The following is a 12,959-nucleotide window of genomic DNA, read 5'->3' as shown; positions in this document are numbered from 1 at the left end:
TCCTCAATACATTTCACCCCGCTGTCAAGCGCCCTTGCTTTTCAGAAGGGCAACTCCGGTTGCGCGCCAGTGGGGTGATCGACCAGCGCTTCGGTGACGCCATCGGCCAGGCGCAACAACACGCGCTCGCGGTTCAGCAATTCTTGTGGTGACTTCACGGCATGACCATCCTGCTTTTGCACGATGGCATAACCACGGTTGAGTACTGCCTGCGGATTCATGGCTTCCAGCGTGGCTGCCTGCTGTTGCAGCATCTGTTTGCGGCGGCTGATGAGCAGTTGCATGCCGCGTTGCAAGCTTCCCTGCAACTGGTTCAGCTGATGTTGCTGGCGTAGTAGTTGGGGCTGATGCCGCTGCAGGCGGCTGTTTGCCAGTTGCAAGCCAAAGCGTCGACGGTCAAATACGCCATCCAGGCTACGACGTAAACGCGCGGATGCCTGCTGCAGGCTTTGCACTTGCCGTCGCAGTATTTCTCCTGGGTGACTCAGCCGGCGGGACAGGTAATCCAGTTGCTGTGATTTATCCACCAGCAGCCTTCCCAGAGCCCGCTCCAGCCCGCGTTTGGCTTGCTCCAGTTGCAGGCGCAGTTGCTCCTGGCTGGGGGAAACCAGTTCTGCTGCCGCAGTCGGCGTAGGGGCGCGGCGGTCAGCAACAAAATCGCAGATGGTGAAGTCGGTTTCGTGGCCGACACCGCTGACCACCGGAATCCGGCAGGCGGCGATGGCGCGCGCAACAATCTCTTCGTTGAACGACCACAAGTCTTCAATGCTGCCGCCGCCGCGACAGACAATCAGCACTTCAACTTCCTGCCGGGCAGAGGCTTGCTCGATAGCGGCTGCTATCTGGCGTGCAGCGCTTTCCCCTTGCACCTGAGCGGGGTAAAGAATGACCGGGATGTCTGGCATGCGCCGGGCCAGGGTGGTGACCACGTCGCGCAGGGCTGCTGCTGCGGGTGAGGTGACAATGCCGATGGCGGCCGGGTGTGCTGGCAGCGGACGTTTGCGTGCAGCATCAAACAAACCTTCAGCACTCAAGCGGCTTTTCAGTTTTTCGAAAGCCTCGTACAGGCGGCCAAGACCCGCAGAGCGCATGGTGTCGACATTGATCTGGTAGTCACCGCGGGCCTCGTACAGGGTGACCAGCCCCTTGAGCTCTACTTGCATGCCTTCTGCCAGACGAAACGGCAGCAAGGACAGTTTGTGGCGGAACATCACGCAGCGTATTTGTGCGCCGCCATCCTTGAGGGAGAAATAGGCATGACCAGACGCAGCCAGGGTCAGGTTGGAAATTTCTCCGCCAATCCACAACGGTGGCAGGCCGGATTCCAGCAAGTCACGCACCATGCGATTAAGGGAAGAGACGCTGATGACGTCATTGGCCGTGCTATTGAAATTCATGGTTGTCAAGTCATCCACAACAAAAATACCGGTTTTTGTCGTCTGTAAATTGTCGGACAAAGAAGGATGTGGTGTTAAGTGATTGAAAATAAATCACTGCAAAATCAATATGTTATATTGTTTGTGCAAATTGCGGTCAGTTGCCGGAAATGGGCCTGCCGTGCGGTTTTGCCCTATCTGTTCACATGCTTATCAACAAAGTTATCCACAGGATCTGTGGATGCAGGCAAATTTCCCTTACAAAATCAAAGCTTAGGGAATTTTCTTGTATTTGTTTCGTAATTTCCTGTTTTTCTGCGCTGCATGACAGCCGCCATGGTTGCCGAGAACTGGCGCAACCGCTAAAGTTTAGCGTTTAGCTAAAGCTTTGGAGAGTGTTTCGTGTGGTCAATTGTTGAAGCGGCCGGCTGGCCGATCTGGACCATCATTCTGGCCTCGGTCATTTCGCTGGCCATCATCTTCGAGCGTCTGTTCAGTTTGCGTGCCTCGTTGATCGTTCCTGATGGTCTGTTGGCACAAACCGTGGCCGAATACCGCCGCGCCGGGGCCTCTGCCGAATTGTTGCAGTTGCTCCAGACCCATTCCCCGCTGGGCAAGCTGTTTGCCGCGGGCCTGCGCAATGTCGGTGTCAGTCGTGAAGTGATGAAAGATGCCATCGAAGACGAAGGCCGTGTGGTAGCGCACCAACTGGAACGTTTTCTCAATACCCTGGGTACCATTGCCGCCATGGCACCGCTGCTGGGCTTGCTGGGTACGGTAATCGGGATGATTGAAATCTTTGGTTCCCAGGCGCCGGGTGGTTCCAGCAATCCGCAACAGCTGGCCCATGGTATTTCCATTGCCCTGTACAACACCGCTTTCGGCCTGATCGTGGCCATTCCCAGCATGATGTTCTACCGCCATTTCCGTGCCCGTGTGGATGGCTTGCTGGTGGAAATGGAAGCGCAGGCGGTGAAGCTGGTTGAAGTGGTGCATGGCGAGCGTCAGAACGGTAATCAGTCATGAATTTCCGTCGCGGACGGCACCGTGAGGAGCCGGAAATCAACTTCATCCCGATGATTGACCTGTTGCTGGTGATCCTGATTTTCCTGATGGTCACCACGACCTATTCCAAATTTGCCGAGATGAAGATCAACCTGCCCACAGCGCAGGCGGATACCAGCCAGCAGCAAGCTACGCCCATCACCGTGGCGGTGGCTGCATCCGGTGAAATGGATGTGGCGGGCCATAAACTGTTGCCGGGCGACAAGGCAGGCTTGCAAGCCCAGCTGCGCGATGCTGCTGCCGGCAAGAAAGACCCGGTGGTGGTGGTGAATGCCGATGCCAAGGCGACGCATCAATCGGTGATCAGCGTAATGGAGGCTGCCAGGGCAGCCGGTTTGTTGCAGCTGACATTTGCGACGCAGAACACCACGCCGTGAGTCGCCTCAGTCAATTGATCGAACGCCACTGGTATCAACCGATAGGGTGGCTGACAGCCCTTCTGGCTCCGCTGGAAGGGCTGTTTGCTCTGTTGGCCGGCTTGCGCAGGGCAGGATACCGGCTTGGTGTGTTGCGCAGTCAGCGCCTGCGCGTGCCGGTGGTGGTGATTGGCAACATAAATGTCGGTGGCGTGGGCAAGACGCCGCTCACTCTGGGTTTGCTGGCGAGCTTGCGACAGCAAGGCGTCCGGGTGGGGGTGATCAGCCGTGGTTACGGCGGTTCGCATGCTGAGCCAACCCTGGTCTTGCCGGAGAGTACGCCTGACAAAGTAGGGGATGAGCCGCTGCTGCTGGCGGCCAGTGGCGCGCCGGTGGTGGTAGGGCGGGACCGGGTGGCCGCGGGTGAGCACCTGTTACGCCTGTACCCCGAAACACAGCTGATCCTGACCGATGACGGCCTGCAGCATTATCGTTTGGCTCGCACGCTGGAAGTGGTGGTGCTGGACGGAGCCCGCGGGCTGGGTAACGGACATTTGTTGCCCGGTGGCCCCTTGCGCGAGCCTGCCAGCCGGCTGGCCAGTGTTGATGCCGTGGTGGTGAATGGTCACGGTGCGAACCTGGCCTTGCCCGCCGACCTGCCGCGGTTTGACATGCAATTGCAGTGCGGGATGCTGCAATCACTGGCCCAGCCGGACCGTTATCGCCCGGCAGGAGATTTTGCCGGACAGCCGGTGATTGCGCTGGCTGGCATCGGCCACCCGGAGCGTTTTTTCCAAACCTTGCAACAGCAAGGCTTTACTTTGCAGCTGTGCCTGCATTTTCCCGATCATCATGTTTTCAGTGCTGCCGATTTGCCTGGCGGCGACAGTCCGGTCATCGTCACCAGCAAAGATGCGGTGAAATTGCGGGGAGTGATTCATGATGCGGCGCAGCGTGCTAGACTATGGATCTTGCCGGTGACGGCCCAGCTGACGCCGGATCTTGCCGGCTGGCTACTTTCCCGATTGAAGATAAGACATGGACGCTAAATTTCTGGACATCCTGGTGTGCCCGCTGTGCAAAGGCCCGCTGGTACTCGACAAGACCCGGCAGGAGCTGATCTGCAAGGGCGACCGTCTGGCATTCCCGATCAAGGACGGCATCCCGATGATGCTGGAAACCGAGGCGCGCGAACTGGCGCCGGAAGAAGAAGTAAAATGAGCGGTTTTGCCATCGTCATTCCGGCGCGCATGGCGTCCAGCCGTCTGCCAGGCAAGCCGCTTGCCGACCTGGGTGGCAAACCCATGGTGGTGCGCGTGGCCGAGCAGGCAGCAAAAAGCCGCGCCAGCCAGGTGGTGGTGGCAACCGATCATCCCGACATTCTCGCAGCCTGTGCCGCACATGGCATCGCAGCGGTGATGACGCGCGAAGATCACGCCAGCGGTACTGATCGTCTGGCTGAAGTCGCGCAGCGCATGCAATGGCCTGCCGAGCAGGTGGTGGTGAACGTACAGGGCGACGAGCCCTTGATCGACCCGGCCCTGATCGACAAGCTGGCAGCACTGATGGCAGAAACCGGAGTGCCGATGGCAACGGTGGCGCACCCGTTTCATGCCGCGCAGGACATGTTCAATCCCAATGTGGTCAAGGTGGTACTGGATCACGCTGGGCGGGCCCTGTATTTCAGCCGGGCGCCCATCCCCTATGCCCGTGACGCGTTTGCACACGATACAAGCGTGTTGCCTGCCGACCTACCGGTCCTGCGGCACATTGGCATGTATGCCTACCAGGCAGGTTTTTTGCAAACCTACAGCTCATTGAGCCCGGCACCGCTGGAACAGTTTGAAGCACTGGAACAACTGCGCGTGTTGTGGCATGGCTACCCCATCATGGTGGCCACGGTGAGCGAGGCACCCGCAGCCGGCGTGGATACGCCGGAGGATCTGAAACGGGTGCGTGCCGTACTGGCCGGGCGCTGAGCGCCAGGCAAGGCCGCAATAGAAGACGGCCGAAGAACACCAATCACAATAAACGACATACAAACTGACGGGAGTAATTATGCGATTGATTCTGTTGGGCGCTCCGGGCGCTGGCAAGGGTACCCAGGCAAACTATATCCGCGAGCAATTCGGCATTCCGCAGATTTCCACCGGCGACATGCTGCGTGCTGCCGTGAAGGCCGGAACGCCGCTGGGTCTGGAAGCCAAGGCCATCATGGATGCCGGTGGCCTGGTGCGCGACGACATCATCATTGGTCTGGTCAAGGAGCGTATTGCACAGGACGACTGTGCCAAGGGCTTCCTGTTCGATGGTTTCCCGCGCACCATTCCGCAGGCTGAAGCCATGATTGCGGCCGGTGTGGATATCGATTACGTGGTGGAAATTGACGTACCGGATGCCGCCATTGTGGAACGCATGGCTGGTCGTCGTGTACACGTGGCTTCCGGTCGCACTTACCACGTTACCTTCAACCCGCCGAAAGTGGCAGGCAAGGATGACGAAACCGGTGAAGACCTGATCCAGCGTGATGACGACCACGAAGAAACCGTGAAAAAGCGTCTGGCGGTGTATCACGAGCAAACCGAGGTCCTGGTCGGTTTCTACGGCCAGCGTGCTGCCAGCGGCGATGCCAAGGCTCCGAAGTATGTGAAGATTGATGGCACACAACCGGTTGAAGTGGTTCGTGGCAACGTGCTGAAGGCATTGGGCGCCTGAGCGACGTTTTTTACTGCCAATGTGACAAAGCGGGCTGCGGCCCGCTTTGTTTTTGTATACTGTTTCATATTGAGAATAAATGGCGGCTGGAACTTGTAATGTCCGTTTCTGCCGCCAACTGATTGGTATCCCCCGCAGGAACCGCTTGTCACCGGGCCGGTCAACCCTCAGTCTGACCCGCAGTGATGACGCTGACCATGTATATGGTTGCAGCATGAAGAGAGAATGACATGTATTACGGAGAGCGCTTTAACGGCATTTCCCACCTGATTGGTACCGTACTTGCGGTGACCGGGCTGATCAGCCTGGTGTATGTGGCTGCCGAGCAGGGAGACCCCTGGAAGATCGTCAGCTTCAGCTTGTACGGCACTACCCTGGTATTGCTGTATCTGATTTCCACCCTGTATCACAGCGCCAAAGGCCGTGCCAAGGCGATTTTGCAAAAGTGCGATCACTCGGCCATCTATTTGCTGATTGCCGGGAGCTACACGCCGTACTGTCTGGTGACCTTGCGTGGCGCATGGGGATGGACCTTGTTCGGTTTGAGCTGGGGCCTTGCTATCTTCGGCATCATTCAGGAACTCACGCTGGGCCGGCGCACCCGCCTGCTGTCGATGATTCTCTATGTGGTGATGGGCTGGCTGGTGGTGATTGCCATGCAGCCGCTGATTGCAGCCATGTCCTGGGGTGGTCTGTTCTGGCTGGCGCTGGGCGGGGTGATCTATAGCGTGGGCATTTACTGGTTCATCAATGACGAGAAGATCCGTCACGGGCACGGCATCTGGCATTTGTTCGTGATGGGTGGCAGCATCTGCCAGTTTGTCAGCGTGATGTTCTATGTTGCCTGAGCCTTGCCCCAGTATTGAAAAAGCCGCCCTGATGAATCAGCGCGGCTTTTTTCGTTGCAGCAGATGCTACAGCTCGAAAGGCAAACGTTTTTCCTCGACCAGCGTGCACAGCGCGGTGACCACCACCGGGTCGAACTGGCTGCCGGCACGGCTGCGGATATAGTCCAGGGTTTCGGACAACTCCCATGGCTCTTTATAGGGACGCTTGTTGAGCAGGGCGTCAAACACATCCACCACGGCGACAATGCGCGCCGACAACGGGATGGCCTGGCCACTCAGCTTTTGCGGGTAGCCATTGCCATCGAAGTGTTCGTGATGCCCGCCGGCAATTTCCGAGCCGAGTGACAAATAGCTCTGTCCTTCCACCATCTGGGCCGACTTGGCCAGAATGCTGGCGCCAATGCTGGCGTGTTGTTCCATGATGCGGCGTTCGTCCGGGTCCAGCTTGCCGGGCTTGAACAGGATATGGTCCGGTGTTCCGACCTTGCCTACATCGTGCAGGATGCTGGCCATGCCCACCATGTCCATGAAGTCCGGGCTGAGCTGTTCCAGATAATGTCCGCCCAGGCGGATTTCACTGGCAATGGCATGGGTCAGTTTCTGTACCCGCTGCACGTGTGCCCCGGTGTCGGTGTCGCGGTATTCGGCCAGGGCCGCCAGTGCCACCACGGTGGCCTCTTGCGAATGGCGCAGCTGGTTGTACAGGTAGAGGTTGTCATAGGCCGAGGAAATGCGTTGGCAGAAGACTTCCAGCAGATTGCGCTCGACATCATCCAGCGGCCAGGGCGGTGTGAAGTGTATGGCAAATTCGCGGCCATTCTGGGCCGTGATGCACAGCACATCGTAGGGGTGCTGATAGATATTACGCTTTTCCAGCAAGGCCTGACGGATGGCCTGGGCCAATTCGGGATAATCGTCCAGGCTGCCGCTTACGAGCAGGGTTTCATAGGCACCCGCGGCGGCCAGGATTTCCAGCTGCGGCCGACCGGTCAGGTCCGGCGTGCTTTCCACACACAGAATGCCATCGGTCCCCACATCCAGAATGGCACTGATCTGCTTGAGCACCCCGGAGGCAAATTCCTTGAGCGAGAACATCTGGTACAAGTCAGCCGCACCTTCCAGAATCTTGGCCAGTCCCTGACGGTTCTTTTCGATGGTAATCAGGTTTTCATAGGCCCGCAGGGAAGCAATCACGGTAGTGAACAGCTTTTGTACCGTCAGCTCGGTCTTGGTCTTGTAGTCGTTGATATCGTAATTGAGGATCACTTCCTGCTCTGGTGCCTGGCCGGGCTGGCCGGTGCGCAGCACGATGCGGGTGGTGTTGTTCTGCATGATTTCGCGGATGCGCTGTACCAGCTGCAATCCGGCATCATCGGTTTCCATTACCACATCAAGCAGGATCAGGGCGATATGATCGTGCAGCTGCAGCATTTGCTCGGCTTGCGCTGCGGAATAGGCGCTGATCAGTTCCAGCCCGCGATCCTTGTAACGGATATTGCGTATTGCCAGCGATGTCGCACTGTGAACATCCGGTTCGTCATCAACAATCAGGATTTTCCATGGCCGTTTGTACGACTGCAGCGCATTGCCGGCATCTGCCGGGTCGTCCTCCAGCAGCCAGTTGTCATCGTTATTTTCTAGCTGGCTCATTGTTTACCCTCCTTGTGGGAAACCTCGGGAGCGGTGCAGGGCATGGTAATGATGAATACGCTGCCTTTGCCCACTTCGCTGTGCACTTCGATCGTGCCACCGAGACGTTGCCGGATGATGTTATAGACGATGTGCAAGCCTAGGCCGCTGCCGCCATTGCCACGTCGTGTGGTGAAAAAAGGATCGAACACCCGGTTGATGTTTTCTGCCGGTATGCCTTTGCCATCATCCTGGATGCTCAGGCGCACTTCGGCCGCCTGGTAGCGCTCGGCGCGGATATGGATATTGCCACCGGGTTTTTCTTCAAACCCATGCACCAGGGCATTGACCAGCAGATTGGTCACCACCTGGGAGATGGCTCCGGGGTAGCTGTCCAGTAGCAAGTCATCTTCGCAGTCGATGGTGATATTGGTTTGGGAGCGCTTGAAACGCGGCTTGAGGCTGGTGACGATTTCGCTCAGGTAATCGTTTAGCTGGAAATCCCGCCGTTGTTCACTGGTCTGGTCGACGGCAACCTGTTTGAAGCTGTGGATCAGGCTGGCTGCGCGTTCGGAATTGGACAGGATGAGATCGCAGCATTCACGGGCCGAATCCAGATAGGCCTGGAAGTCGCTTTTCTTGATGCCGCCGTTGTCCAGTTTCTCGGTGATGTGCAGTGTGCTGGTGGCCAGGTGGGAAGCGGTAGTCAGCGTGATGCCGACAGGAGTGTTGATTTCATGGGCCACACCGGCCACCAGGCTACCCAGTGAGGCCAGTTTTTCGCTTTCCACCAGCGTTTGCTGGGTTTGCACCAGTTGTTGCAGGGCTTGTTCTGCATTGTCGCGCTCCTGGCGCGCCTGCGCTTCGGCTGCCGTCCGCATGGCCAGATCAGCCGAGATGCGATCCACAATACGGTTGAAGCTGCGTCTGACCGCGCCGAACTCATCCTGCGTGGCTTCGGTCAGGCGTAGTGACCTGGCATCGTTGCTGCTGGCTGCCTGGTCCAGCGCGCGTTGCAGTTCCTTGAGCGGGTCGAACACAAAGCGGTTCAGGTTATATGTCATCACAATGAAAATCAGGCCATCCAGCACCAGGATTTCCAGCAGGATTTCCAGCAAGTGCATGGTCTGGCGATGGGCCAGTTGGCTACGTGACAGATAGATGGTCGCCACACCCAGCTTTTCACGGTTCTGATAGATGATGGGAATGGTCAGTGTGTCATCGCCAACCGGTTTTTCTGCAGGTGCCATATCCCGCAGCGAGGCCGTGTCATTATTGCGGATCCGGCCGATATTCAGCCCGGCATCACCCGTGATGCGGATGGCCAGTACGGAGCTCCAGCCAAGTTCGGCATCCAGCGTCAGCCTGGTGTAGGCATCATCCATCTGCCACACCCCATGCGGTAGTGCCAGTGCCAGCCGTGCCTGCAGTGAGGCGCGCTGTGCCTGATAGTCTTCTTCGTCCTGACCACGGTTCTGCTGATACGTCATCAAGCCGGTAATGGCCACCACTACCGTCACCCCTATCATTAGCCAGAGCCTGAGCTTGGATTTGATACTGTTCATTACTTTTATTATCCCTTTAGGCCTGCTTAATCCTAGGAAGTCTTGAACTGAAATGCCACTTTTGCCTGTCATGCATGGTGTCACTGCTTGCATGAGGATGTCACTTCAATCTGTCAGGGAAACGTCAATTCCATGGATTCCGGTGGTAAATGGCACCACTTTTGTGCAGAAGAAAGTGTGTAATCCGCGGTGTTGACCAGCAACATCCAGCCTGTGCCTGATGGTCTACTGTGCCTGTACCGCACAACTGGCTTGGCTGCGTTGCAGCTTTTGCAGCAGCAGACCACCGAGAATCAGCGCCAGACCAAGCAGTGTGGATGGCAGGATGGCTTCTCCGATGACAAAGTGGATCAGCACCAGCGATAACAGTGGTGACAGGAAAATCAGGTTGGCGATCTTGGCCGTACTTTGGGTCAGTTTCATCGCACTGAGCCACAAGACAAAGGTAAAGCCCATTTCCAGCGCACCGACATAGGCAGCCCCGGCCAGTCCCTGCCAGGCAACGGGAGTCAGCTGGCCGGTGAGTGCGCAATACAGCAAGGCCAAGGGGAGCGACATCATGAAATTGAGCGTCAGTCCCAGCACCGGTTCGCGCTTGTCACGGGCATTGAAGATCCAGTAGGCCGCCCACAGCAAGGTGGAAGCCAGGGCGAAGCCCACGCCGCGCAAGCTGGAAAAATGCAGGCTCAGCAACTGACCGTGGGTGCCAATCACCAGCACGCCCAGATAACAAATGATGGCAGCGAGGGCGTCGTGCAGGCTGAGTTTGTGCTTGAGCAAGGGGACTGAGAGCAGCGTCATGGTGAGCGCCCAGGTGTAATTGATGGCCTGGGCCTCTTGTGCCGGCAGCAGCGCATAGGCCTGAAACAGGATCAGATAGTAAATCAGCGGGTTTACCGCACCCAGTACTAAAGAATGGCGCCAGTGCTGTCGTAATGCAGGCCACAGGCTGCCAAGCCTGCCCTGGGCCAGCAAAATGCCGAGCAGACAGAGGGTGGAGGCAATGCTGGCATACAAAACCAGTTGTGCCGGGGACAGGTGAGCCAGGCTGATCTTGAAGGCGGTTGCCACGGTAGACCATGCCAATACGGCGCTCAGCCCGAACAAATATGCTTTCTTCTGTTGCTGCAAGGAAAATCTCCCATCACGGAATGGCTCCATTCTACCTAGCCGTGTACAGCACAGAGAACGGTACTTTTCTATAAAAAAAGAATAATTTTTGAATTTTGCAATGACTATGTCATTAATTGTTTTTGCGTGTGGAGGATAACGCTCGCGAATCGCGATCGTGGACCGTGCTTTAACTGCTTAATCGATTAAGGATGGCGCTGCAGCGCAAGGCAGTAGCCGATGCGGTAAGGCCAATGGGGCCGCCAGCTTCCTGCTGATACTGGTCCCCGGCCAGGCCATGAACCCGGACAGCAAGGCAGCTGGCGTCCAGCGCTGGCATACCCTGCGCCAATAAGGCAGCAATCAGGCCGGTCAGTACATCACCTTGTCCGGCGACTGCCAGTGCCGGGCCGCCGCTGGTATTCAGGTAATAGGGCTGTCTGGGTGCGCATATCAGGCTGCCTGCCCCCTTGAGCACCACAACTGCATTGAGTGTAGCGGCCAGCTGTTGTGCGGCTTCCAGCCGGTTAGCCTGAATATCCGCTGTGGTACAGGCCAGCAGACGGGCAGCCTCCGCCGGATGCGGCGTGATGATGGTGGCGGCCTTGCGCTGGCGCAGATGCTTTTGCAAACTGGTATCGGCTGCCAGCAGATTGAGGGCATCCGCATCCAGCACCAGCGGCAGCGGGCTGCCCAGCGATTGTTGCAGCCACTGCACAGCTTGCACGCTTTGGCCGAGGCCGGGGCCCACTGCCAGGACATCACAAGCGGGCTGGTTGGCAGGTTGGGCGTCGCCATGCAGCATCAATTCGGCAAAAGCAGTATCGACGACCAGTCGCGGATCCAGGCTCAGCACATGGACCTTGCCCGCACCTCCGGCCAGTGCGGCACGTCCGGCCAGCAACACGGCACCGCTCATGCCGGGGCAGCCTCCCACAATGCTGACCGTACCGTGGCTGCCTTTATGGCTATCCGGTTTTCGCCGCAGCATGCGGGCATCCTGCCGGTTCAAATAACCGGCAGCCACGGGTTGTAGTTCTGCGGGATAGTCCAGTGGAGCACATTCCACCTGTCCTGCATGGTTGGCACCGGCTGCATAAAACAAACCCGGTTTGTGGCACAGAAAGGTCAGCGTGTGGCTGGCCTTGATGCAGGCTGAAGGAGCCTGGCCGGTATAGGCATTCAGGCCACTGGGGCAATCCAGTGCCAGTGTGGGGCAGGAAAGCTGGTTCAGCTGGTTGATGAGCTGGCACCAGAAGTCATCCAGCGGCCGGTTCAGACCAATGCCAAACAGACCATCAATCAGCAAGGCAGGCGAAGAGTAATCCACACTCAATTGCTGTAGCGGCAGGCCGCCAGCCTGGCGCAGGGTCTGGAGCGCCTCACAGGCTTCTGTACTGAGTGGTGGTTGTGGCAGCAGCACATCCACCTGATAACCTTGCTGCATCAGCAGCACTGCTGCCACCAAGGCATCGCCGCCGTTATTGCCCGGACCGGCAGCTACCAGAATGCGCGCACCTTGCGCGACATGCTGCTCCACCCAATCTACCGTGGCTTGCGCGGCTTGCTGCATCAGATGGATGCCACGCTGTGCGGCGACTACTTCCAGCTGACGCAAGTCCGCCAGGCTCCACAGGGCTGCATTGTGCATGCTTACTCCTTGCCGGGTTCTCCCCAGCGGGGCATCAGGCTATTGGGAACGCGTAGCTGGTCCAGTATGCGGGCGACCACGAAGTCCACCATGTCTTCGATGGTGGACGGGTGCGTATAAAAGCCCGGTGATGGTGGCAGGATCACCACCCCAAGCCTCGCCAGCTTGAGCATGTTTTCCAGATGAATGACGGAGAAAGGTGTTTCCCGTGGTACCAGAATCAGCTTGCGCCCTTCCTTGATGCTGACATCGGCAGCCCGTTCAATCAGGTTGTCGCTCATGCCTTGTGCAATGGCGGCCAGGGTGCCCATGGAGCAGGGACAGACCACCATGGCGTCGGCCGGGTTGGAGCCGGAGGCGACCGGAGCAAACCATTCTTCACGGCCAAATACCGCCAGCTGTCCTTCTGTGGCAGCTGTGCGTTGTTGCAACCATTGGGCAAATTCGGCAGGGCGGGAGGGAAGTTGCAGGTCCATCTCCTGCTTGGCCACGATTTGTGCAGCCTGGGAATAAAGTACCCACACGCGGACGCCTGCACCAATCAGGGTGTCGATCAGCCGCAGGCCATAGGGCAGGCCGGAGGCTCCGGTAAGGGCAACGGTAACGGTTTGGGGTGTTTGCATCTTGTTTCCAGTGGCGGTCCT

General features: G+C 57.9%; 13 protein-coding genes. 7 read left to right on the top strand and 6 right to left on the bottom strand.

The features are described from left to right. Positions 1-41: 41 nt before the first annotated feature. On the bottom strand, positions 42-1,397 hold the full coding sequence (gene xseA / locus JHD62_RS08615; protein ID WP_199102548.1) for an exodeoxyribonuclease VII large subunit: 1,356 nt from the start codon (positions 1,395-1,397) through the stop codon (positions 42-44). A gap of 381 nt (positions 1,398-1,778) precedes the next feature. On the opposite strand from xseA, the gene JHD62_RS08610 reads away from it, so the two are divergent. The 7 genes from JHD62_RS08610 to JHD62_RS08580 all read left to right on the top strand — a co-directional run bounded on the left by JHD62_RS08610 (position 1,779) and on the right by JHD62_RS08580 (position 6,360). Further along, complete coding sequence (locus tag JHD62_RS08610) at positions 1,779-2,402, top strand: MotA/TolQ/ExbB proton channel family protein (protein WP_199102547.1); 624 nt, start codon at positions 1,779-1,781, stop codon at positions 2,400-2,402. Beyond that, on the top strand, positions 2,399-2,818 hold the full coding sequence (locus tag JHD62_RS08605; protein WP_199102546.1) for a biopolymer transporter ExbD: 420 nt from the start codon (positions 2,399-2,401) through the stop codon (positions 2,816-2,818). Before JHD62_RS08610 ends, JHD62_RS08605 begins: the two co-directional genes overlap by 4 nt. Next, complete coding sequence (lpxK, locus tag JHD62_RS08600) at positions 2,815-3,846, top strand: tetraacyldisaccharide 4'-kinase (RefSeq protein ID WP_199102545.1); 1,032 nt, start codon at positions 2,815-2,817, stop codon at positions 3,844-3,846. Before JHD62_RS08605 ends, lpxK begins: the two co-directional genes overlap by 4 nt. Further along, positions 3,836-4,018 carry a Trm112 family protein gene (locus JHD62_RS08595; protein ID WP_045845534.1) on the top strand — a complete coding sequence of 61 codons (183 nt, stop codon included), beginning with the start codon at positions 3,836-3,838 and terminating at the stop codon, positions 4,016-4,018. The genes lpxK and JHD62_RS08595 overlap by 11 nt, the downstream gene beginning before the upstream one ends. Further along, entirely contained in the window at positions 4,015-4,776 is a 762-nt protein-coding gene (gene kdsB, locus JHD62_RS08590; protein WP_199102544.1) for a 3-deoxy-manno-octulosonate cytidylyltransferase, read from the top strand. Before JHD62_RS08595 ends, kdsB begins: the two co-directional genes overlap by 4 nt. A 79-nt stretch (positions 4,777-4,855) precedes the next feature. Then, on the top strand, positions 4,856-5,512 hold the full coding sequence (adk, locus tag JHD62_RS08585; RefSeq protein WP_199102543.1) for an adenylate kinase: 657 nt from the start codon (positions 4,856-4,858) through the stop codon (positions 5,510-5,512). Positions 5,513-5,742: 230 nt separating this feature from the next. Further along, on the top strand, positions 5,743-6,360 hold the full coding sequence (locus JHD62_RS08580; RefSeq protein WP_199102542.1) for a hemolysin III family protein: 618 nt from the start codon (positions 5,743-5,745) through the stop codon (positions 6,358-6,360). Between the two features lie 66 nt (positions 6,361-6,426). On the opposite strand, the gene JHD62_RS08575 is transcribed toward JHD62_RS08580, so the two are convergent. The 5 genes from JHD62_RS08575 to JHD62_RS08555 form a co-directional block, all read right to left on the bottom strand. Next, entirely contained in the window at positions 6,427-8,010 is a 1,584-nt protein-coding gene (locus JHD62_RS08575) for a DUF3369 domain-containing protein (RefSeq protein WP_199102541.1), read from the bottom strand. After that, the gene (locus JHD62_RS08570; protein ID WP_199102540.1) at positions 8,007-9,554 is read right to left on the bottom strand and encodes a HAMP domain-containing sensor histidine kinase; all 1,548 of its coding nucleotides are present in this window, start codon (positions 9,552-9,554) and stop codon (positions 8,007-8,009) included. The genes JHD62_RS08575 and JHD62_RS08570 overlap by 4 nt, the downstream gene beginning before the upstream one ends. A 225-nt stretch (positions 9,555-9,779) precedes the next feature. Next, on the bottom strand, positions 9,780-10,685 hold the full coding sequence (locus tag JHD62_RS08565) for a DMT family transporter (RefSeq protein ID WP_199102539.1): 906 nt from the start codon (positions 10,683-10,685) through the stop codon (positions 9,780-9,782). Between the two features lie 169 nt (positions 10,686-10,854). After that, positions 10,855-12,315 carry an NAD(P)H-hydrate dehydratase gene (locus JHD62_RS08560; protein WP_199102538.1) on the bottom strand — a complete coding sequence of 487 codons (1,461 nt, stop codon included), beginning with the start codon at positions 12,313-12,315 and terminating at the stop codon, positions 10,855-10,857. 2 nt (positions 12,316-12,317) lie between these two features. Next, positions 12,318-12,938 carry a flavin prenyltransferase UbiX gene (locus JHD62_RS08555; protein WP_199102537.1) on the bottom strand — a complete coding sequence of 207 codons (621 nt, stop codon included), beginning with the start codon at positions 12,936-12,938 and terminating at the stop codon, positions 12,318-12,320. Between the last annotated feature and the right edge of the window lie 21 nt (positions 12,939-12,959).

Source organism: Aquitalea sp. ASV11 (assembly GCF_016429185.1).
GTDB lineage: Bacteria > Pseudomonadota > Gammaproteobacteria > Burkholderiales > Chromobacteriaceae > Aquitalea > Aquitalea pelogenes.
The sequence above is the reverse complement of the archived record's forward strand: the minus strand, read 5'-3'. Positions and strand labels throughout refer to the sequence as shown.